Below are 19,824 nucleotides of genomic sequence, written 5' to 3'. Positions count from 1 at the left end.
CGTTCTCACCTCTTAAGGTGGTACCAGTCCACCTCTACATCAAGCTCTCCCTTCTCGATGATTGCCTTCATGTTCTCGGCTATCTTCCTGACGTCGGCGACCGTGAAGTCCCTGCCTCCGAGGCCGACTATGTAGTTCTTGATGAGCGGCTTTGCGTCGGTGTTGTAGAGCGAGCCCTTGGCCTCGTTGAAGAGTATTCCCTCCTGACCGAAGGAGTAGTTCCTGTCGAGGACGGCTATGCCGTCAACGCTCTTTGCCAGCTCGTAGAGCTCCTCCTTCGGGAAGGGCCTGAACCAGCGCACCTTCGCAGCGCCGACCTTGTAGCCCTCCTCGCGGAGGACATCGACCGCCTGCTTGACGGTTCCCATGAGTGAACCCATGCCCATGAAGACGAAGTCAGCGTCGTCGGTCCTGTAAAGCTCTATCATCTGGCTGTAGTCCCTTCCAAAGCGCTCGCCGAACTCCTTTCCGACCTCGTGGATGACCTTCTTGGCCTCCTCCATGGCCTTCTGTATCTTGTAGCGGAACTCGTAGTAGTCGGCAGGAGTTCCAAGTGCACCGACGGAGAAGGGCTTCTCGAAGTCGGTGAGGTCGTAGAGCGGCTTCCTCGGCGGAAGGAACTCGTCAACCAGCTCCTGCGGGATCATCTCGACGACGTCGTAGGTGTGGCTCAGTATGAAGGCGCTCTCGATGATCATGGCGGGCAGGTTGACGGTCTCGGCTATCTTGAATGCCATGAGAACGCCGTCGTAAACCTCCTGGTTGTTCTCGGCGTAGAACTGCATCCATCCGGTGTCCCTCTGGGCCAGGCTGTCGGTCTGGTCGTCCCAGACGCTCCAGGGGGGCGCCATGGCACGGTTGACGTCGACCATGACCACCGGAAGCCTAGCGCCGCTGGCCCAGTGGAGCATCTCGTGCATCAGGGCCAGACCTTGAGCGGATGTGGCTGTGAAGGTCCTCGCTCCTGCCGCGCTCGCTCCGATACATGCGGCCATAGCGGAGTGCTCGCTCTCAACGGCGACGTACTCAAGGTTCTCAACCTCGCCGTTGGCTATGAACTCGGCTATCTTCTCGATGATGCTCGTCTGTGGAGTGATCGGGTAAGCTGCCACGACATCGACGCGGGCGTGCTTGGCGGCGTAGGCGGCGGCGTAGTTGCCGCTCACAACCTTCCTAATGGGCTTGTACTCCGCCATCTCACTTCTCCTCCTTCTCCATTGTTATGGCCTTGGTCGGGCATTCGTTCGCACAGATTCCGCAACCCTTACAGTAGTCATAGTCCACGCCGACGTAGCCGTCCTCGCGGATGAATATGGCCGGCTCGGGACAGAACTTCCAGCAGATGTAGCACTTGACGCACTTGCTGTCGTCAACGACCGGTATGAAAGTCCTCCAGTCGCCGGTGAAGTTGATGAGGGTCGTTCCCAAAGTTACAGGGGCTTCCGGATACTCGTCCACAGATTTGAGGACGATTTTGGTTGCCCCTTCCTTCTTTTCACCAAACAACGTGTTCACGCTTTTCACCCCTTGTCAAGGATTATGAAGGAAAGAGAATCAGAGTTCGTAAAGGACGGTCTTGTTGAAGGCTTCCTCTGCGGCCTTGGCGTTCTTCTCGCCAAGGGCTCCTGAGAAGACTTCCTGGATAGCCTTCTGGACGTGCTCAAGGGTAACGACGCCTGTGGCCTTTGACACCGCACCGAGGATTGCGGTGTTGGTGATCGGAAGGCCAAGAACGTCGAGGGCTATGGTGGTGGCATCGACCAGTGCGAGCTTCGCCGGCTTCTTCTTGAGCTTGGCGAGAACCTCATCCTTGCTCTTCTCGGTGTTGACGATGACTATGCCGTCGTCCTTGAGACCCGCGGTGACGTCAACGGTGTCGAGAAGGCTCGGGTCGAGAACGACGACGATGTCGGGCTCGTAAATCTGGGTCTTTATCCTTATCGGCTTCTCGTCGATCCTGGTGAATGCCGTAACCGGCGCTCCACGCCTCTCAACACCGAAGAACGGGAACGCCTGGACGTATTTGCCCTCAAGGAAAGCAGCTGAGGCTAGTATGTTGGCAGCGGTAACTGCGCCCTGTCCACCCCTACCGTGAAAACGAATCTCTATCATCTTCCTGCCTCCTTAAGTTTGTCAAACTTTAATCATCCAATGCATTTATTTAAGTTTCGGTATTGGCTTAACTGACCTTCGGCAGCTGTCTTTGGGTAGGCATGAACGTTGTCAGTCGTCAATGGCTTAATTAAGGCATCGTTTCCCGAAAAAAGTTCACCCCCATTTGGCAAAATTTTTTAAGCCTCCCTCGATGGGAGATATATAGACTATATAGGTGATGTCAATGGACGGTCTGGCCCTGGCGGCGATTGCAGTGGCGTTCTACATAGCGTGGAACATAGGCTCCAACGATTCGGCCAACGCCATGGGCACCGCCGTCGGCGCCGGGATACTCAGCTTTCGTCAGGCCACGCTCACGATAGCGATATTCGTCCTCATGGGCGCTTACCTGAAGGGCTACAAGGTCATGAAGACGGTCGGGGAGGGGATAGTCCCTGCCGGCTTTTTGACGATGGAGATGGCGGTCATAGCCCTCCTGGCCGCGGGCGTCTGGGTGACGGTAGCAACGGTTAAGGGGCTTCCCGTTTCCACGACCCAGGCGATAGTGGGCGGTGTCATCGGGGTTGGCCTCGCGGCGAGCGCGCCCGTCAACTGGTACACGCTCGTTAAGATAGCCTCTGCCTGGGTTCTTTCGCCGATACTCTCGGGTTTGCTGGCGATAATCCTTTTCCGGTTCTATTCATGGGTTATCTCCAGAATCAAAAGCGTCTCGACGATTGAAACCCTCTACAAGGCCCTCGCCGTACTCGGGGGCTCGTACATGGCCTTCAACTTCGGAACGAACGAGGTGGCCAACGCCTCCGGCCCCCTCGTCGGTGCGGGCTTCATGGAGCCCAAGGTTGCCGGAATCTTCGGGGCGATAGCGCTTTCAATCGGCGCCCTCACCTTCAGCTATGCGGTTATGCACACCGTCGGGAAGAGGATAACCGCCCTCGGCCCGGTTTCGGCCTTTGCGGCCCAGTTTGGCTCTGCCATAGCCGTCAGCCTGGCGAACTTCTTCGGCCTCCCCGTGAGCTCAAGCCAGTCCATAGTCGGCGGCGTCGTTGGCGTTGGCCTTCTCGCTGGGGAGGGCGTTGAGAGGTCGGTCATCAGGGACATAATCTTCGGCTGGGTCGCCACGCCGCTGACGGCCATAGTCATTTCCCTTGTGATATTCAAGGCTTTCTCCCTCGCTGGAATGCTCTAGTTCAGGATGTACGTTCGGGTTTCTCCATCCGTTTTGACCGTTAATTGGTTCCCATCCACTTTAATCTCCCTGAGTACGCCCGGAGGCAGATCAAAGCGTGCTTTCACATCCATGCCCGAGAGGCCGAAAACACAGATGCCGCCCTGGTACTCCCCGCTCCATGAGTCGAGGCTGTATGCCACGGCCAGTTTCCTCCCGTCCGAGTCCATGATGAGCCTTGCACCCACCAGGCGGTCCCCCATGGAATCAATGAAAACCCTCCTGGATGTATCCTCGTCGAGAACGTAGACAACGGCATCCCCCGAAAAGAGGCTGGCGCCGGCAACGTACGCCTTTCCACCCACTGTTAATGCATTCGAGACGTGGAAGGCTCTCTCCCTGATGGGGTATTCACGTTCTTTTCCGGAGGGGAGCCTGATAACGTAGACCCTGGTCTCTTCAGATCGCTCTAGGGGCTCCTCCGCAAGTATCAGGCTTCCGTTCGAGTAGCCTACCACCCGCGTGATGTTCTCAAACGTCCTTTCCCAGAGCTTCCTGCCGGTTCTGTCAGTGAATAGGTACAAGCTCCGGCCTTTCATCGGCTCAAACGCATAGAGAAGGAAACCCTCCGGGTACTCTGAGAAGTTGCCCCGGTCACCGGGAAGGATGTACGTCATTGAATCCCCATCGACTTTGAGGGTGAATTCCACGGACGTTGAGTTTCTGGCGACGTGGACCTCCACAGGGCGTTTTTCTTCCGCGGTGATGCAGGCACTCACCACAACCATTGCCGCCAGGATAACCCCGAGAATCACTCGGCCCCTCATACGCCCCCCTTACTATAGGGGGTCTTTCCTAAAAAACTTTTCTCACTCGTTCTCCACGGAGAGTCTTCTTATCCCGACCCCGAGCCTGGTGAGTTCCTTTATCATCCCCGTCTGGATGTAGGCCTCTATACGCGTTTCCTCGCCGTATTCAACCGATAGAACCTCGCCGATGGCGTTTATCAGGGCCATAACCCCCGGCACCTTCTCGGGCTCACTCACGGTTATCTCGAAGGCACCGTACTTGGGCAGTGTAAGTATGGCCTCCTCAAGGGCGCCGTAAAGCTCGTCCAGTTGACCGAGCTTGGCCGATATCGCCGCAACTCGGGAGACGTTTACCCCGCGCTCCTCGATTATCTCCCTTATCCTCTCGCCCTTGTCCCTCACGTCCTCCTCGGTGGTCAGGTCTATCTTGTTGAGCACGACTATCATCGGCCTGTCGAGGGTCTTCAGCTCCCTGAGAACGTCGAGTGAGGCCAGGAACTTCCTCCGTATCTCCCCCCAGGGCTCGCTGACGTCGAGGACGAGGAGTATTATGTCCGCCTTCACTATCTCCTCAAGCGTCGAGTGGAATGCTTCGACTATGAAGGGCGGAAGGCCGTCTATGAAGCCGACCGTATCCGTGACGAGAACCCTCTTTCCACCTAGCTTGAAGCGCCGCGTGGTTGTATCGAGCGTCGTGAACATCTGGTCTCTGGCCTCTATCTCCTCCCCGGCCAGGGTGTTGAGGAGCGTTGATTTTCCGGCGTTCGTGTAGCCTGCCAGAGCCAGGAGTATGAAGCCGACCTCCTCGCGGCGCTTCCTCTTCACCTCTCTGTCTGCCTTGACCTTCTCCAGCTCCTTTCTGATCCTCCCCATGCGGTACCTGATGTGCTTTAGGTACTGTCGGGTCTGGTATTCACCCATTCCCTTGAAACCTGCCCTGTCTCCGAGCTTTATTCTCCTTATGGCTTCCTTCACTAGGGGAACCTCGTACTGGAGCGAGGCGAGTTCAACCTGGAGTTTGGCCTCCTTGGAATGCGCCCGCCTCTCGAATATCTCCAGGACGAGCTGCCATCTGTCCATGATTTCAACCCTGAGCTCCTTCCAGAGGTTGTATGCCTGGCTCGGCGTGAGCTTGTTGGCGAATATCACCCTGTCCGGTCCGAGCTCCCTCACGAGCTCCTTCAGCTCCTCCAGTTTGCCCTTTCCGATGTTGTATTTGGGATGTTCCTCCCTGTTCTGCTCCAGAATCGCCACTACCTCGTAGCCCGCGCTTTTCAAAAGCTCCTCGAACTCCTCGCGGCTTATCTTATCCCGCCGCGATTTCCGTATAACACCTATCACCCTCATGACGGGATGGAGTAACCGGGGGCGTTAATAATCCTTGCGCCCGGGGGAATGTCTCATGGAGATGCTGGTATGTTATGGAAAGGGTTCGATTTTGGCATATTTTGACTCGTTTCTGCCCGGAATTCGGGGGAAAACATTAAAGTTAGGTTTAACACAGAGTACCAGTTGGGTGGGATTATGATATGGCTCCTCATGTGGCTGATCCTGGGAGGGGGGGAGGTTATCATAAACCGGGAGGGCGTGAGAAAAGACCTGCTGGCCTGGCATCTGAAGGATGTCACCCAGCTTGCCGCGGAGCATGAGAACGCCTTCAGGGTTCTGATTGACCTCTTGTCAGATGATAACCCCCACGTGCGGGCGAACGCCCTTCAGGTGATCGAGGATTTAATCAAAGAAGGAAAGTTTGGGCGGGAGTACCTCAACATATCCCTCGGAAGGATAATAGAGCTGACTAAGGACGACGATGAGAGGGTTGCCCTCAAGGCCCTTGAGGTTCTCAACCTTCTCCTTGAGGCGGGGGAACTAAGCGAGGATGAGTACGAGACCGTTACCTCTGCCCTCATGGACGTACTGAAGTCCGGGCTCCCGATCCTCAGCGAATACGCCGCTGAGGGACTTGGTAAAATCGGTGCCAAGGTGGCCAGGATAGCCTATAAGTTAATAAACTGGCTCTTCTCCCTTGTGGGTTCTAGCGGAAAACGAGATGTCCAAAGCGCTGCAGTGACGGCTTTAACTGAGATGGCGAGTAAAACCGAGGATCCAAAGGTTTTAAACGAGGTTTTCGACAAGATGGCTGACCTTCTAATGCATCCCGACCCGTACATACTTGAAAGGGCCGTGATGTCGATAGATCGGCTCCTCTCAAGGGCGGATGAGATAACGACTCGGAACAAGCTCAAGGCCATAAACAACATAAAGAGGCTCAGGGGAGACGTGCAGCTTGGTATGAAAGCTTCCCTCCTCCTCGAAAAGCTCGAAAAGGCATCGAAGCTGGAAGAAGTTTCTTCCAGTCCCGAGGTGCTGAAGAAAACCCTGGAGGTCACTAGATACAGCCTAGAAGATATTGATAGGCTTCTTGACGCGGGGAAGCCCGAGATAGTTGCCGAGATGGCAAAGCTCGACCCTCTGGTCTTTGAACGGGTTCTTGAGATGCTTGAGGATCAGGACTACACCCGCAGGATGGATGCATTGTGGGTGGTCTCTCACACAACGGAACACCTAACTCCCTCTGATGCATACAGGATACTCCCGATACTGGGGGAATACTTGAAGAGCAAGAATCCTTGGGCCAGGGAGACTGCCATGAAGATAATGGCGGATATATACACCCTCTACCCCGGAACATCAAAGTTCTTTGCGTCACTGGTGGACGTTCTGCTGAAGTCCGGAGATTCCCAGGATACCGAGACGGCTCTGGAACTCCTTACCCGCCTCGCCGATAGGGTCGGCGGCGAGGAGTTCGAGGGCTCGTCCATGCGGCTGGTCTTTAAGTTGTTGAAGAGGGATTCATCCCGCGGGGCGGTGCTGAGGTTTCTGGCCAGGGAGGCACAGAGACTCGTTGATATGAACACTGAAACACTCCTCAACCTGTTGGACGTCTTGAAGGGCCTCTACGGAACTGACGGCGGTAAACACGACGAGATAATAGCCTCTCTCATCGACGTCATTGAGGACATACTGAGACTTCGCCAGCGGGGGGTTGTGATTCACACTTAGTTTCTAACTTTTTGTTTCGGAAATTCCTTTAACAGTCTGTGCATAACCATATACGGTGGTTCCTATGGATTACGACGAGGTTAACGTCAAACTTGAGGAAATAGAAGAGCTCCTCGACAGGCTTGGAAAGGAGCACCCGAAGGAGATATCGGCCTTCTCCCGCTTCCTGCGTGAGACCCTTGACAACAAAGCGCTGACAACCCGTGAGAAGGAGCTCATAGCCCTTGCCCTCGGCATCGCCCAGGGCTGCGAGTGGTGCATATACCTCCACACCCAGAAAGCCCTTGCCGCCGGCGCAAAGCCCGAGGAGCTTATCGAAGCGGGCCTTGTGGCGGTTCTCATGGCCGGTGGCCCGGCACTGATGCATCTCATCCCTCTCATGAAGGCAATAGAAAACTTCGAGAAAGGACAAAAGGCGTGATGCCTTTTCTTTTTCATTCCCCGCTCAGTTTGAGTATGGCCTCGGCGAGGTCTCCCTCCGCCTCCTCCAGGGCCTTCTTTGCGGTATCGTAGTCAACGCCGGTCTGTTCCATCACGAGCTTTATGTCCTCCTCAGGGATGCTGACTACTGCCCTTACCTCCTCGGGCCCGATTATCTGGTAGCTCTTCTCGCCCTGCGCAGTGATGACCGTGACCGCGGGGTTCCTTATGATTATCTCCCTGTTCTCAAGTCTGATTATTACTTCCTTGACGCCGTCGAGTTCCTCCATCTTGATGCCCATCTGGCGCATGAGCTTCTTCATCTGCCTGGGGTTCATTCCCATCATCGCTATCACCTGAGGAGAGTTCCACCCGGATTTTAAAAAGGTTGGCGAAGTTCCTTCAGACTTCAGCTTGGCTCCTCTTCCACTGGTTGATATGAGGAGAAAAGGGAGAAATGGGGTGGACGACGATGCCATTCACTACGCCACGATGAATAATCACGGGATACGGGTTATCCTCTCAAACGATAGGGACTTCGATAAAATCGGGGAAATAGAAAGGATCTTTTAGCCTCAGCTCCCTTTATCCTCATTTCTCGGGAACTTCGAGGTCTCATCGTTGGCCTTCATAATCCTCTGCCTGTATTCCTCGTACTTCTTCCTCGCCTCCTCTGCCTTCTCCCTCTCGCCGAGGTACTCGTATGCCTCGGCGACGTGCTTCCACCACATCGGGTCCTCTTCGGCCTCCTTGAGGCAGTACTCCAGGAACTTCTGGTAAGCTTCCCTCGCGAGCTCCTCCCTGCCAAGTTTGCGCGCTATGTTGCCGACGTCCTCGTAAAACACTCCCTCCTCCTCGGCCTCCTTGGTGTAGTACTCCAGGGCCTTTTCCCACGCTTCTCTTGCCTTTTCCTCGTTTCCAAGCTCCTCGTAGAGCTTCGCCACGTCCTCCCAGAACCAGGGTTCCTCTTCGGCGTAGCGCTCAAGTGCTCTGGCGGCCCGCTCCATGTTTCCTGCCTTCTTCCAGTACTCGTGGGCCTCCTTGAGGTAGTAGGTGTCCTTCTCCTTCTCGTACAGCCCCTCGTATATTTCAGCGGCCCTCTCATACTTCTCGGCCTTCTCGTAGGCCCAGGCGGCGCTCTCCATCCAGCCCAGCTTCTCGTACATTTCTGCTGCCTTCAGGTAGTTTCCAGCCTTCTCGTACTTCCTCGCTGCCGCTTTGTACTTGCCCATCCTTTCCAGCTTTTCGGCCGAGCGGAAGCGGTCGGCCAGGCTTAAATCGGGTTCGCTGATGTACCAGATGCCGAAGACGACTATGGCAATGAAGAAGACGATTATGCCTGCGATCACGCGGAGTCCCTGCCATGTGGCGCTCAGGTAGAGGCCGTAGCCGCTTATCGCCGTGAATATCGCGAGTATCGCTCCGTACTTCCAGCTCTCCGCGTAGAGCGTAAGCCCTGTGAAGAAGAGCAGCATTAGAGTGACTCCCAGGAAGCCGAGGGTCAGGATAACCCTGAGCAGCATTGTCGGGCCCCATTCGTAGACTATCCCCGCGGCTATTCCGAGAACGATGAGAACGAACGCTATCAGGTACGCCTTGAGTTTGTCCATTCTTTCACCCCCTCAATTTCGAGCAGGAACATCTTTTCCTCCAGCCTCGGAGTGTAGTAACCGATGCCATCGTGGGCGACCACCCTGTGACAGGGGACGACTATCGGATACGGGTTCCTCTTCATGGCCCCGCCGACCGCCCTTGGCGAGGTACCAACGGCCTTTGCAAGGCTACCGTAGGTTATAACGCTCCCTCTTTTAACGTTTTTCGTGAGCCATTCGTAAACCCGCCTCTCGAAGGGTGTAATGCCCTCAAAGGACAGCTCCCCAAGAACCTCCGAGTTCTCCATCCCGCCCAGGATAACGTCCCTCACGAGGGAGGGATACCCGCTCTTCGCTGGTTCTGTGTTTACCTCAACGCCCCGCCTCTCCAGAAAGCCCGTGAGGCGCTTTATGTTCCTCTCGAACTGTTCCCTCTCCAGGGAGAATGTTATACCCTGGATTTTTTCGGCGTGGATTACTCCTATCCACACCCCTCTGCCGGCTACCTCAAACCTCTCGACGCTCAGCATCTCCGCATTCCCCCAGTCTGAGGGCCGCCCTCCTTATCGGCCCGATGAGCGTGTGAACCTCCCTTCCGTAGAGGAAGGCCTTTCCGACGGCTTTTCTAAAGACCTTGACGAAGACCTCCCTTCTCTCGGCGTCCTTCGGGTAGTTGAGAACCTCAAGGAGTTTCGCCCAGATTTTAACGAGCTCTTCCTTCTCCCGCTCCGTTGCTGGCTCCAGGGCATCGACAACCGGCTCCGGTTTGGCTTTCGAAAGCTCGTAGAGTATAACCGCAGCGGCCTGAGCTAAATTCATAACGGGATAGGCCTCGCTAGTCGGAATCGTTACCGTGAAGTCGAGCCTATTCAGCTCATCGTTTTTCAGCCCGATGCTTTCCCTGCCGAAGAAGATGCCGACCCTTCCGGAATATCCCCGTAGAGTTTCCCTCAGCTCCCAGGGCATCAGGGGCGCCCTTTCGGGGATGTAGGTTTTTCCGGGCTTGCCCGTGGTTCCAACGGCAACGTCGAAGAGCCCCAGTGCCTCCTCAAAGCTCTCAACTATCATTGCGTTTTCGAGAACCTCCACCGCGTGGACTGCGTAGCTGTAGCTCTCCTCCGTAATGTTCGGGTTGACAAGGACTAGGCTGGAGAACCCGAAGTTCTTCATCGTCCTTGCCACCATTCCGATGTTCGCCGGCCCCTCCGGCTCAACGAGCACTATCGAAATCATCGGTAGGCATTTAAGGGCGGCTCTTTAAACGGTTTTGGTGGTGTCATGAGGATTTACGTACTCGGCGCGGGGAGCATAGGCTCGCTCTTCGGAGCTTTGCTCTCCAGAGCGGGCAACGACGTCCTTCTCATAGGAAGGGAAGAGCAGGTGAGGGCTATAAACGAGAACGGACTGCACGTTTCTGGATTTGAAGAGTTCACGGTTCATCCGAAGGCGAGCCGCCACGCCCCGAGCGAGCCCCCCGAGCTCCTGATACTCTCGACCAAGTCCTATTCGACCAAGACCGCCCTTGAGTGCGCGCGCAACTGCATCGGGCCGGAAACATGGATACTCAGCATCCAGAACGGTCTGGGCAACGAGGAGCTGGCTTTGAAGGTCACCCCCAACGTCATGGGGGGGATAACCACCAACGGGGCGATGCTGGTCGAGTGGGGGCACGTGAGGTGGACTGGAAGGGGCATCACCGTCATCGGAAAGTACCCCACCGGAAGCGACCCCTTCGTCGGAAAGGTCGCAGAGGTTTTCAACGCCTCCGGTTTGGAGACCCACGTCACGGAGAGTGTGAACGGCTGGAAGTGGGCGAAGACCATAGTCAACTCAGTGATAAACGGCCTCGGCACGGTTCTTGAGGTCAAAAACGGATTTCTAAAGGACGACCCATATCTTGAGGCCATCTCCATAGAGATAGCCCGCGAAGGCTGCACCGTTGCCCAGCGGCTCGGCATCGAGTTCGAGATACACCCGCTTGAGCTCCTGTGGGATACGATAGAGCGCACTGGGGAGAACTACAACTCCACCCTTCAGGACATAAGGCGGGGCAAGAGGACGGAGGTTGACTACATCCACGGCAAAATCGTGGAGTACGCCGGTTCCGTTGGTCTTGAGGCTCCCAGGAACGAGCTCCTCTGGGCACTCATCAAGGCAAAGGAGGGCAAAGTAGATAAACCCCCGGTTGGAAGTTATCGCGGGGGAGGGAAAATGCCCATATTCGGTGGTAAGGAGAGCAGCGTCTTTGAGGCCATCGAGAGGCACCTTGAGGTCGTTAAGGAGTCTCTGGTCGCCTTCAGGGAGCTCATGAACGCTTACCTCGACGGAGATTTTGAGAGGGCCAGGGCCTTCGAGAGGGAGGTTGACCAGCTTGAGAGCAAGGCCGACACGCTCAGGAGGAGCATAGAGACGATGCTCTACGAGGGTGCATTTCTGCCCGCCAACAGGGGGGACTACGTGAGGCTGAGCGAGCTAATTGACCAGGTTGCCGATGCGGCCGAGAGTGCGGCTCATACACTGATTCTGGCGAAGCCGAAGGCGCCGATGGAGCTCAAGGGAGAGATTATGGAACTCGTTGAGTCGGCGATAGAGGGCTATGCCCTCCTTGAGAAGGCCGTCAATGCTCTCAACTCCGACGTTGACAGGGCGATAGAGCTGGCCAAAGCCGTTGAGGACGCCGAAGAAAAGGCCGATGAAGTTGAGTACGACGTCAAGGGCAAAGTTTTTGAGAGCGAGACCGTTACGACCTATGCAAAGCTGGTGTGGAACCAGATACTGACGAAGATCGGCGATATCGCCGACAGGGCGGAGGACGCCTCGGATCAGGTCATGCTCATGGCTATAAAAAGAAGGGGATGAGGTGATGGAGATGGCAAAGGTTTTGGTTGCGGCGCCGCTGCACGAGAAGGCTCTGGAAGTTTTGAAGAACGCCGGTTTTGAGGTTCTTTACGAGGAGTATCCCGATGAGGCCCGCCTTCTGGAGCTCGTCGGGGACGTTGAGGCTATAATCGTCAGGAGCAAACCGAAGGTGACCCGGAAGGTCATCGAGGCCGCTCCGAAGCTCAAGGTCATCGGAAGGGCCGGCGTCGGGCTGGACAACATCGACCTTGAGGCCGCCAAGGAGAGGGGCATTAAGGTCGTCAACAGCCCCGGTGCAAGCTCAAGGAGCGTCGCCGAGCTGGCCATAGCGCTCACCTTCAACGTGGCCAGGAAGATAGCCTTCGCCGACAGGAAGATGCGCGAGGGAACCTGGGCCAAGAAGCAGGCCATGGGAATCGAGCTTGAGGGCAAGACCCTTGGAGTCGTCGGCTTCGGAAGGATAGGCTACGAGGTCGCCAGGATAGCCCACGCCCTCGGCATGAAGGTTCTCCTCTATGACCCCTACCCGAATGATGAAAGGGCCAAGGAGGTTGGAGGAAAGTTCGTTGACCTCGAAACCCTTCTGAAGGAGAGCGACGTCGTCACGCTCCACGTTCCGTTAATAGAGCAAACATACCACCTCATAAATGAGGAGCGCCTCAAGCTCATGAAGCCGACGGCGATACTCATAAACGCGGCGAGGGGAGCGGTTGTCGACACAAACGCCCTCGTTAAGGCCCTCCAGGAAGGCTGGATCGCCGGTGCCGGCCTGGACGTCTTCGAGGAGGAGCCGCTCCCGGCCGACCACCCGCTCACCAAGCTCGACAACGTGGTTCTGACCCCGCACATCGGTGCCTCTACCGTCGAGGCCCAGATGCGCGCTGGAGTCCAGGTCGCGGAGCAGATAGTCGAGGCTCTAAAGGGCTGATGCCCTTCTTTCCTTTAGTTCATCATTGGGTTCTCGCAAATCTTTACCAGCATACCGGTAAAGTTCACAGGAAAAGTTTACCAGTATGGTGGTACAATTTTGATAGAAAGTTTACCGCTATAATGGTAAACTTTATAGGAAGTTCGTATCAGTTTAGCCCATGAACGTTGAAGAACTCAAGAGGGTTTTGGCCGACCAGTGGGAGACCCTGAGCGAGAAGCTCGAAAGGGAGAACATCGTCGAGCGGGAGCTGAGGGGAAAGATTCTGGAAAACTTCAGCCCAACGGCCCACATAATAACGGGGCCGAGGCGCTCCGGAAAATCCGTTCTCTCGGCGACCCTCCCTGGAAAGGTACTCTACATCAACTTTGAAGACCCCGCGATGGCGGGCTTTTCGATTGGGGACTACAAAAAACTCGTTCAGGCAGGCTACGAGCTTTTTGGAGACTTCGATTACATAGTCCTCGATGAGGTTCAGGAGGTCGAGGGCTGGGAGAGAATGGTCTCAGCTTTAAGGGAGAGCTATCCTACAGTCGTTACCGGAAGCAACGCCCGCCTGCTTTCGAGGGAGTTTTCTACTTATTTGACCGGGAGGTATCTGAGCTACGCCCTTCTGCCCTTCTCATTCAGGGAGTTTCTGACCTACAGTGGAGTTGAGCCGGAGGTTAGGACGACAAAGGACGAGGCGCAGATAAAGAGGGCTTTGCTTGAATATATCGAACGCGGTGGCTTCCCGGAGGCCCTGCGCTTCGGCAGGGAGTACCTCATAAATCTCTACAACGATATCATCACGAGGGACGTCATAGTTCGCTACGGCCTTAGAAACGTCCGTGAGCTGAAGGAGGTCGCCTTTTACCTCTTCTCGAACTTCGCCGGACGATTTACATATCGCAAGACAAAAAACGCCCTCGGGATAGGGAACGTCGAGACGGTCAAGAACTACGTTGAGTACCTGCAGTCGGCCTACCTGATTTTTGAGCTTCCCAAGTTCTCCTTCAAGCCCAAAGAAGTTGTGAGGAGCGATAAGAAGGTCTACGCAGTTGACACTGGAATGCTCAACGCTGTCCTACCAAAGGTTTCGGAAAACATCGGCAGACTCATGGAGAACGCAGTTTTCATTGAACTCCTGCGGTTCAAATATTACAAGAGACCCAGTGTTGAACTCTACCATTATCGGGACACCAAAGGCGAGGTGGACTTTGTCGTGAGGGATAAAGGAGAGACCGAACTCATACAGGTTACGTATGCCTCAAGTGAGGATGAAGTAGCTTCAAGGGAGGTGGAGAACCTTTTCAGGGTTATGGAACTGTTTGGTGTGAAGAGGGGGACGCTGGTGACGTGGGACTACTCGGGGGAAATAAGGCGGGACAACCTAACGGTTAAGGCCGTCCCGCTGTGGAGATGGCTTTTAAATTCCCACGTCAAACTTTTTAATCAAAACCCCAACCTTTAGACAGGTGAGTGCCAATTGCTTGTCGATGCCATCGTCGAGGCGATAAGACTGGCCGTTACGAGGATTCCTGACGACGTTGTTTTGGCTCTCAGAAAGGCCTACGGGTTTGAGAAGAGCGAGATAGCGCGCTTCAACCTCGCAAACATTCTGAAGGCGGTGAAAATTGGGAGGGATGGCTCAATCCCCGTCTGCCAGGACACGGGAACGCTCACGTTCTTCGTGAGGGCGGGGGTTGAGAGTCCTTACCTTCGCGGGCTGGAGGGGGCGATAGTCGAGGCGGCGAGGAGGGCGACGCGGGAGGTTCCGCTCAGGCCCAACGCCGTCGATGTTCTGAACGGGAAGAACTCCGGGGACAACACCGGTCGGTTTGTCCCTGTGGTCCACTGGGAGCTCGTTGAGGGGAGCGAAATCGAGATGGCAGTTCTCCCCAAGGGTGGCGGCAGCGAGAACTGCTCCGCCCTTGCCATGCTGACCCCTGGCGAGGGATGGGATGGGGTGAGGCGCTTCGTCCTCGAACGGGTCAGGGAATGCGGCGGCAAGCCGTGTCCGCCGGTAATACTGGGGATAGGTGTGGGCGGAGGCGCTGACCTCTCGCTGAGTCTGGCCAAGAGGGCCCTGCTCAGGAGGGTTGGGGAGAGGAATCCCGACGGTAGAATAGCGGAAATCGAGGCTGAGCTCCTGGAGGAGGTCAACTCCCTCGGGATAGGTCCGATGGGCATGGGGGGCAGAACCACCGCGCTGGACGTCAAAATCGAGGTCGCCCACAGGCACCCCGCGAGCTTTCCGGTCGGTTTGGTGGTCCAGTGCTGGGCCAACAGGAGGGCTTTCCTCAGGATAAAGCCGGATGGGGGGATTGAGGTTTGGCAGTGAAGCTGAGAACTCCCCTGACGGAGGAGGACGTCCTGAATCTCAGGGCCGGCGATGTGGTTCACCTCTCCGGGACGGTTTACACCGCCAGGGATTTGGCGCACAGGAAAATCCTTGAGCTGGCTGAGAGAGGGGAACTTCCCCTCGACCTTGTGGGCGCGGTGATATACCACTGCGGGCCCGTGGTGAGGAAAGACGGCGGGGGCTATGAGGTCGTCTCTGCCGGCCCCACGACCAGCGCGAGGATGAACCGCTACCTCGGCGGGATTCTCTCCCTCGGCGTCCGCGGGATAATCGGGAAGGGAGGGATGAATCCGACGCCGTTTAAAGGCCGCGCCGTTTACTTCGCCTTCACCGGTGGGGCTGGCTCCCTCGCGGCGAAGAGCATAAAGCGCGTCGTTGACGTCCTCTGGCTGGAGGAACTGGGGGTTCCGGAGGCGGTGTGGGTTCTTGAAGTCGAGGATTTCCCGCTGCTGGTGGCGATAGATGCCCGTGGAGGGAGCCTCTACCTTAGACGAACTCCTTGAACTCCGGGAACCTCTCTAGGAGCCCCTCCAAAACTTCGCCCTCGGCGAGTTCGAACTCATCCCACTCAAAGGCCGGTGAAACCGTGCATCCGGCGAGGGCATATTCGGAGAGGGGCCTTGCCGCCTGCCAGGCCCCGGCAGGAACGACGGCGAAAGCTTTAACGCCCTCCCGAACCCTTCCCAGCCTCGTTCGATGAAACCCTTCGTCCGCCCAGACCAGTTCAAGTTCGCCCTCGTAGACGTGCCAGAGTTCGTCAGAGAGAATCCTGTGGGGCCTGCTGACCTCCCCGCGCGGCAGGAGGAAGTATATCGCACTCACAGCCTTTCGAGTCTTCCCACTGTGAGCGACCTCCACGGGAGAGCGGTAGACCTCTGCGTAGTATCCGCCCTCTGGATGCCTCCTCATACCCAGGAGCTCGATAAGCTCTTCAATGCGCCCCATAGGCTTTCCTCCTCTCGTTCAGTGGGACGATGTTCTTCTCGTAGAACTCCCTCCATTCCCGTAGCTTTCCTTCGATGTCCTCGGGATTAACGCGAACCCTCGCGACTCCTTCCTGCATGGCCTCCTCTGCAACAGCTTTTGCCACCGCCGGGTGAACCTCCGGATGGAACGGCGAGGGGATTATCTCCTCCTCGCTCGGCTCTATGACCGAGGCCATCGCCTTTGATGCCGCTATTATCATGTCGTCCGTTATCGTCCTGGCCCTCACGTCGAGCGCCCCCCGGAATATGGCGGGGAAGCCGAGGAGGTTGTTTATCTGGTTCGGATAATCGCTCCTCCCTGTGGCGACTATCCTCGCTCCGGCCTTCCTCGCCTCATCCGGGAGTATCTCCGGAACTGGATTGGCCAGCGGGAAGACTACCGCGTCGTCGGCCATCCCCTCAATCCACTCCGGCTTTATGACGCCCGGCCCGGGCCTCGTGAAGGAAATGAGAACGTCCGCCCCCTTGAGTGCCTCCGCCGGGCCGCCCTCGATTCCCTCACCGTTCGTCTTGGAGAGCAGTTCGCCCCTGTACGGGAACAGCTCCTCAAGAGGCAAATCCGGCGTTAGAACCCTTGGCTCCCCGTTCACCAGTTCGACGACGCGGACGTTTTTCGGCTTAACCCCCGCTTTGATGAGGAGCCTGAGTGTCGCGAAGCCAGCGGCTCCGGCCCCAAAGAGCGCGATGCCTACCTCATCGAGCCTCTTGCCGACGACTTTGAGGGCGTTGATTAAGCCAGCTAAAACGACGCTCGCGGTGCCCTGCTGGTCGTCGTGGAAGACGGGGATATCGAGTTCCTCCCTCAACCGCTCAAGGATGTAGAAGCACTTGGGAGAGGCGATGTCCTCAAGGTTTATCCCGCCGAAAGAGGGCGAGACGGCCTTAACGACCTCGATGAACCGCTCGGGAGCCTTTTCGGCCAGGACGAGCGGAAACGCATCAACGCCGCCGAAGGCCTTGAAGAGCAGCGCTTTCCCTTCCATCACTGGCAGGGCCGCGAGGGGACCTATGTCGCCGAGACCCAAAACCCTCGTCCCGTCGCTGATTACGGCTATCATGTTGCCCCTGTTGGTGTATTCGAAGGCCTTCTCTGGCTCTTCCGCTATCGCGCGTGAGGCCTCGGCGACGCCGGGCGTGTAAGCCAGGGGAAGGGTTTCCCTCGTGAGGGGAACCTTCGGGATGACCTCTATCTTTCCGTTGCCTGGAAAGTTATCGCGGTGAAAGTTCGACGCGTTCATCAGACCACCGGAGTTTATTGGCACGTTGAAGTTAAAAGTCCTTCCTTTCCAGTGGAAATTAAACTCAGAAATGGTTATCAATCCCCGGGAGCATACCAAAACTTTTTAAAGGCGAGGCGGTTCCCATATAACGGGATGTGGGCCGGTAGCTCAGCCTGGTATGAGCGCCGCCCTCGCAAGGCGGAGGCCGCGGGTTCAAATCCCGCCCGGTCCACCACAGCGTTTCTTAACACCAAAAGTTTGGCGTAGCCTCAGGGAGCCGGTTCTCCTCACCTGTCGGGGCAGGGAGTTTTCATCATCGGCGGCAAACACCACCTGTGTGAGGGCTGGCGCTCCTGAAGACGGACGAAGATGGAAAAGGAAAGGTTCACAGCTTCTTGCCCACTGCCGCACCAATGAGAAACGCGCCGACGGCTATCAGGATTATCGCCGTCTCGGGGATCCTCTTCGAGGAATCATCGGGGGTGCTCGTAGAGGTCTCGCCGGGTGATGACGTGGGGATGACTATTTGGGGGACATTCGTTGCCGTTGTGTTGGCCGCCGTTACGGATTGGGCTGGTTTGCTGAGGAACAGGTTGGCGGTTTCCCTGGCGTACTGGTAGAATATCATGGCAGTCTGAAGGTCCTGCATGCTCCCGTTCTCCTCGGCGCTCCCCTCGTAGCTCTCCGCAAATTCGTAGTATGCTATTGCCAGCACGGGGGTTATGCCCTGGCTCTGGGCCACTGCAATTGCCACCCTGGCGCCCTTCTTCATTCCTGCCAGTTTGTCCTTGAGAACCGTCCCGTTGTCTATTCCCAGTGTGTCTAGGAAGACCTGTGCCCTCACGCGCGCCTCCATTGCCGTGAAGAGCGCCGCCGAGTACTTGCCGTCTTCGTAGTACTGCTCCGCCTGCTGGATACTCCCGCTGAGGTCGCCCCCAACGTTCCCGTACATCGACTCTATGTACGTTACTATGAGGTTGGACTCGTCTATGTAGTCCCGGGCGGTTGCCTTAATCACGTCCCTGCCTATCACATCGCCGGTCGCGAACCTTTCACCGAGGCTCGCCCAGAAGACCGCTGTCTTTGCCCTCTCATAGGCGTATGCGGCATCGCCAACGGCGTCCCAGTAGTCACCGTTGTAGTAGTACTTCCAGGCGTCGTCCAGCAGCCCCTTGGCCTCCTCCACTCTCTCCTCGGCGGCCGCGACGGCCTGGAGCATCGTCGTGCCCCTTATCTTGAGGTTGGATACCCTCTTCTCCGAGGCGTTTATCTCCGAGCCCGTTGTTCTCAGGATTCTCTGGACGTCCTCCCCCGACTTCACGCTCAGGTACCAGTCCACGTGCCTTATTATTATCCTCGCCTGGAAGTCCTTGCTCATCGTCGTGTAGTACCTCCCGTTGTCGAGGCTCTGCTTTGACTGGTTGAGCACCGCGTGGGCCTCGTTGAGGGCCTCCATGAGGGTCGTGTAGGTGGCGTAGTTGACATCGCTCCTCTTGAGCTTCTCAAGGGTGGCTTTGTAGTAGGCCGTTGTGTTGTCGTAGTCCCTGAGCGCATCGTCCTTGAGGAATGAGGTGTCTATCTTTATGTACGCGGGCGCCTCTGGCCGGGGTATCTTGTGGCCGGTGAAGTAGTAGACGGCATCGTAGATGTCTTTGATTTCGATGACCGTCAGTCCCCAGCGCTCCTTGGCGTAGTCAACGACGTCGACCTTCTTCGTCCGGGTGTTTATCTCGACTATGCCGCCGATTTCCTTTTTCTGGGTCTCCTGGACGTACTGGATGCGCTGTCCCTGGGGAATCAGAAAGAGCTGCGCCCCGACGTCGTGGGCCGCCGAGGCCTTCTCCAGGATTCCACCAACTGGCCCTATGGTGCCGTCCGGGTTTATCATTCCGGTCATCATAACTTTGGGGTTGACGTTCCATCCCTCAAGGGCCGCGATGATGCCGACGGTCATGGTTCCTCCCGCGGAGGGACCGCCTATTATCGGGGAATCTGCCTTGATATGGATAAAAACATCGTACTTGCTCATATCCACGCCGAGAACCTTACCCGCTATTTGGGCGGCTAATCTGGCACTCGCCTGCATGTCTACCTCCGCGAGGGGCCACGTCTCGACGTAAACGTGACCGGTTCCCGGTGCGACTGTGATGACGAAATCCGTGGCAACGCCTATCAGCTCTCCGCTGGCTGTCTTTGAGACTGCCGGTGCCTTCAGCACTACCGTGTGGCCTTCGCCGGGGCATTCAGCGGCGGCAAAGGATGCAAACGGGAGCAGAAGCATGATTATCAGCAGTGGTACAAGCGCCCTTTTCATTTTCTCACC

At 56.6% G+C, this 19,824-nt stretch carries 21 protein-coding genes, 1 tRNA gene and 1 pseudogene; 11 read left to right on the top strand and 12 right to left on the bottom strand.

The features are described from left to right. Nucleotides 1-5 precede the first annotated feature (5 nt). From porA to E3E51_RS02825, 3 genes are read right to left on the bottom strand one after another with little or no spacing between them, the layout of a single operon-like run. Nucleotides 6-1,196 (bottom strand): pyruvate ferredoxin oxidoreductase, encoded by a 1,191-nt coding sequence (gene porA, locus E3E51_RS02835; protein WP_167911565.1) that lies wholly within the window; start codon nt 1,194-1,196, stop codon nt 6-8. 1 nt (nt 1,197) lies between these two features. Next, entirely contained in the window at nt 1,198-1,515 is a 318-nt protein-coding gene (locus E3E51_RS02830; RefSeq protein ID WP_167911564.1) for a 3-methyl-2-oxobutanoate dehydrogenase subunit delta, read from the bottom strand. A 39-nt stretch (nt 1,516-1,554) separates the two neighbouring features. After that, the gene (locus tag E3E51_RS02825; RefSeq protein WP_167911563.1) at nt 1,555-2,112 is read right to left on the bottom strand and encodes a pyruvate/ketoisovalerate ferredoxin oxidoreductase subunit gamma; all 558 of its coding nucleotides are present in this window, start codon (nt 2,110-2,112) and stop codon (nt 1,555-1,557) included. A gap of 226 nt (nt 2,113-2,338) precedes the next feature. On the opposite strand from E3E51_RS02825, the gene E3E51_RS02820 reads away from it, so the two are divergent. Then, entirely contained in the window at nt 2,339-3,301 is a 963-nt protein-coding gene (locus E3E51_RS02820; protein ID WP_167911710.1) for an inorganic phosphate transporter, read from the top strand. Here the strand turns inward: E3E51_RS02820 and E3E51_RS02815 are convergent. Further along, complete coding sequence (locus E3E51_RS02815) at nt 3,298-4,107, bottom strand: hypothetical protein (RefSeq protein ID WP_167911562.1); 810 nt, start codon at nt 4,105-4,107, stop codon at nt 3,298-3,300. The genes E3E51_RS02820 and E3E51_RS02815 overlap by 4 nt on opposite strands. A 42-nt stretch (nt 4,108-4,149) precedes the next feature. Next, on the bottom strand, nt 4,150-5,436 hold the full coding sequence (gene hflX / locus E3E51_RS02810; protein WP_167911561.1) for a GTPase HflX: 1,287 nt from the start codon (nt 5,434-5,436) through the stop codon (nt 4,150-4,152). Nucleotides 5,437-5,613: 177 nt separating this feature from the next. On the opposite strand from hflX, the gene E3E51_RS02805 reads away from it, so the two are divergent. Both E3E51_RS02805 and E3E51_RS02800 read left to right on the top strand, forming a co-directional pair. Then, complete coding sequence (locus tag E3E51_RS02805; RefSeq protein ID WP_240924219.1) at nt 5,614-7,152, top strand: hypothetical protein; 1,539 nt, start codon at nt 5,614-5,616, stop codon at nt 7,150-7,152. 64 nt (nt 7,153-7,216) lie between these two features. Beyond that, entirely contained in the window at nt 7,217-7,573 is a 357-nt protein-coding gene (locus E3E51_RS02800) for a carboxymuconolactone decarboxylase family protein (protein ID WP_167911708.1), read from the top strand. A gap of 13 nt (nt 7,574-7,586) precedes the next feature. Here the strand turns inward: E3E51_RS02800 and E3E51_RS02795 are convergent, their stop codons facing one another. Further along, a complete protein-coding gene (locus tag E3E51_RS02795) occupies nt 7,587-7,919 on the bottom strand; it encodes a nascent polypeptide-associated complex protein (RefSeq protein WP_167911707.1) in 333 nt (110 codons plus the stop codon). Nucleotides 7,920-8,010: 91 nt separating this feature from the next. Here E3E51_RS02795 and E3E51_RS13240 point away from each other — a divergent pair, with 91 nt between their 5' ends. Further along, nucleotides 8,011-8,145 carry a PIN domain-containing protein gene (locus tag E3E51_RS13240; RefSeq protein WP_167911560.1) on the top strand — a complete coding sequence of 45 codons (135 nt, stop codon included), beginning with the start codon at nt 8,011-8,013 and terminating at the stop codon, nt 8,143-8,145. A 2-nt stretch (nt 8,146-8,147) separates the two neighbouring features. Here E3E51_RS13240 and E3E51_RS02785 read toward each other — a convergent pair whose 3' ends face one another. The 3 genes from E3E51_RS02785 to E3E51_RS02775 are packed head-to-tail and all read right to left on the bottom strand — an operon-like array spanning nt 8,148 to nt 10,397. Continuing rightward, nucleotides 8,148-9,182 (bottom strand): tetratricopeptide repeat protein, encoded by a 1,035-nt coding sequence (locus E3E51_RS02785; RefSeq protein WP_167911559.1) that lies wholly within the window; start codon nt 9,180-9,182, stop codon nt 8,148-8,150. Beyond that, nucleotides 9,158-9,694, bottom strand: coding sequence for a methylated-DNA--protein-cysteine methyltransferase (gene otg / locus E3E51_RS02780; protein WP_167911558.1), 537 nt, complete (start codon nt 9,692-9,694; stop codon nt 9,158-9,160). The genes E3E51_RS02785 and otg overlap by 25 nt, the downstream gene beginning before the upstream one ends. Continuing rightward, complete coding sequence (locus E3E51_RS02775; RefSeq protein WP_167911557.1) at nt 9,672-10,397, bottom strand: RNA methyltransferase; 726 nt, start codon at nt 10,395-10,397, stop codon at nt 9,672-9,674. Before E3E51_RS02775 ends, otg begins: the two co-directional genes overlap by 23 nt. 45 nt (nt 10,398-10,442) lie before the next feature. Here E3E51_RS02775 and E3E51_RS02770 point away from each other — a divergent pair. The 6 genes and pseudogenes from E3E51_RS02770 to E3E51_RS02745 form a co-directional block, all read left to right on the top strand. Next, nucleotides 10,443-11,345: pseudogene (locus E3E51_RS02770) on the top strand (2-dehydropantoate 2-reductase); the annotation flags it as partial. A gap of 30 nt (nt 11,346-11,375) precedes the next feature. Further along, complete coding sequence (locus E3E51_RS02765; protein ID WP_167911706.1) at nt 11,376-12,023, top strand: TIGR00153 family protein; 648 nt, start codon at nt 11,376-11,378, stop codon at nt 12,021-12,023. 4 nt (nt 12,024-12,027) lie between these two features. Beyond that, complete coding sequence (locus tag E3E51_RS02760) at nt 12,028-12,951, top strand: hydroxyacid dehydrogenase (RefSeq protein ID WP_206204445.1); 924 nt, start codon at nt 12,028-12,030, stop codon at nt 12,949-12,951. A 160-nt stretch (nt 12,952-13,111) separates the two neighbouring features. Further along, nucleotides 13,112-14,404, top strand: coding sequence for an ATP-binding protein (locus E3E51_RS02755; RefSeq protein ID WP_167911556.1), 1,293 nt, complete (start codon nt 13,112-13,114; stop codon nt 14,402-14,404). Nucleotides 14,405-14,419: 15 nt separating this feature from the next. Beyond that, nucleotides 14,420-15,274, top strand: coding sequence for a fumarate hydratase (locus tag E3E51_RS02750; RefSeq protein ID WP_167911555.1), 855 nt, complete (start codon nt 14,420-14,422; stop codon nt 15,272-15,274). Next, a complete protein-coding gene (locus tag E3E51_RS02745; protein ID WP_167911554.1) occupies nt 15,265-15,798 on the top strand; it encodes a FumA C-terminus/TtdB family hydratase beta subunit in 534 nt (177 codons plus the stop codon). Before E3E51_RS02750 ends, E3E51_RS02745 begins: the two co-directional genes overlap by 10 nt. On the opposite strand, the gene E3E51_RS02740 is transcribed toward E3E51_RS02745, so the two are convergent. Next, nucleotides 15,782-16,240, bottom strand: coding sequence for a cupin domain-containing protein (locus E3E51_RS02740; protein WP_167911553.1), 459 nt, complete (start codon nt 16,238-16,240; stop codon nt 15,782-15,784). The two genes, E3E51_RS02745 and E3E51_RS02740, sit on opposite strands and share 17 nt — an antisense overlap. Next, nucleotides 16,227-17,519, bottom strand: a complete 1,293-nt coding sequence (locus tag E3E51_RS02735; RefSeq protein WP_167911552.1) for an NADP-dependent malic enzyme — start codon at nt 17,517-17,519, stop codon at nt 16,227-16,229. The genes E3E51_RS02740 and E3E51_RS02735 overlap by 14 nt, the downstream gene beginning before the upstream one ends. 139 nt (nt 17,520-17,658) lie before the next feature. On the opposite strand from E3E51_RS02735, the gene E3E51_RS02730 reads away from it, so the two are divergent. After that, nucleotides 17,659-17,736, top strand: a tRNA-Ala gene (locus E3E51_RS02730). Between the two features lie 150 nt (nt 17,737-17,886). Here the strand turns inward: E3E51_RS02730 and E3E51_RS02725 are convergent. Beyond that, nucleotides 17,887-19,815: a S16 family serine protease gene (locus E3E51_RS02725; protein ID WP_167911551.1), complete on the bottom strand. Its 1,929-nt coding sequence runs from the start codon at nt 19,813-19,815 to the stop codon at nt 17,887-17,889. Between the last annotated feature and the right edge of the window lie 9 nt (nt 19,816-19,824).

This window comes from Thermococcus sp. 21S7 (genome assembly GCF_012027615.1).
Lineage (GTDB): Archaea > Methanobacteriota_B > Thermococci > Thermococcales > Thermococcaceae > Thermococcus.
The sequence above is the reverse complement of the archived record's forward strand: the minus strand, read 5'-3'. Positions and strand labels throughout refer to the sequence as shown.

Bases quoted from the DNA above. Each gene is read 5' to 3' on its own strand.
- porA (WP_167911565.1), bottom strand. From the start codon at position 1,196: ATGGCGGAGTACAAGCCCATTAGGAAGGTTGTGAGCGGCAACTACGCC.
- E3E51_RS02825 (WP_167911563.1), bottom strand. From the start codon at position 2,112: ATGATAGAGATTCGTTTTCACGGTAGGGGTGGACAGGGCGCAGTTACC.
- E3E51_RS02820 (WP_167911710.1), top strand. From the start codon at position 2,339: ATGGACGGTCTGGCCCTGGCGGCGATTGCAGTGGCGTTCTACATAGCG.
- E3E51_RS02815 (WP_167911562.1), bottom strand. From the start codon at position 4,107: ATGAGGGGCCGAGTGATTCTCGGGGTTATCCTGGCGGCAATGGTTGTG.
- hflX (WP_167911561.1), bottom strand. From the start codon at position 5,436: ATGAGGGTGATAGGTGTTATACGGAAATCGCGGCGGGATAAGATAAGC.
- E3E51_RS02805 (WP_240924219.1), top strand. From the start codon at position 5,614: ATGATATGGCTCCTCATGTGGCTGATCCTGGGAGGGGGGGAGGTTATC.
- E3E51_RS02800 (WP_167911708.1), top strand. From the start codon at position 7,217: ATGGATTACGACGAGGTTAACGTCAAACTTGAGGAAATAGAAGAGCTC.
- E3E51_RS02795 (WP_167911707.1), bottom strand. From the start codon at position 7,919: ATGATGGGAATGAACCCCAGGCAGATGAAGAAGCTCATGCGCCAGATG.
- E3E51_RS13240 (WP_167911560.1), top strand. From the start codon at position 8,011: ATGAGGAGAAAAGGGAGAAATGGGGTGGACGACGATGCCATTCACTAC.
- E3E51_RS02785 (WP_167911559.1), bottom strand. From the start codon at position 9,182: ATGGACAAACTCAAGGCGTACCTGATAGCGTTCGTTCTCATCGTTCTC.
- otg (WP_167911558.1), bottom strand. From the start codon at position 9,694: ATGCTGAGCGTCGAGAGGTTTGAGGTAGCCGGCAGAGGGGTGTGGATA.
- E3E51_RS02775 (WP_167911557.1), bottom strand. From the start codon at position 10,397: ATGATTTCGATAGTGCTCGTTGAGCCGGAGGGGCCGGCGAACATCGGA.
- E3E51_RS02765 (WP_167911706.1), top strand. From the start codon at position 11,376: ATGCCCATATTCGGTGGTAAGGAGAGCAGCGTCTTTGAGGCCATCGAG.
- E3E51_RS02760 (WP_206204445.1), top strand. From the start codon at position 12,028: ATGGAGATGGCAAAGGTTTTGGTTGCGGCGCCGCTGCACGAGAAGGCT.
- E3E51_RS02755 (WP_167911556.1), top strand. From the start codon at position 13,112: ATGAACGTTGAAGAACTCAAGAGGGTTTTGGCCGACCAGTGGGAGACC.
- E3E51_RS02740 (WP_167911553.1), bottom strand. From the start codon at position 16,240: ATGGGGCGCATTGAAGAGCTTATCGAGCTCCTGGGTATGAGGAGGCAT.
- E3E51_RS02735 (WP_167911552.1), bottom strand. From the start codon at position 17,519: ATGAACGCGTCGAACTTTCACCGCGATAACTTTCCAGGCAACGGAAAG.
- E3E51_RS02725 (WP_167911551.1), bottom strand. From the start codon at position 19,815: ATGAAAAGGGCGCTTGTACCACTGCTGATAATCATGCTTCTGCTCCCG.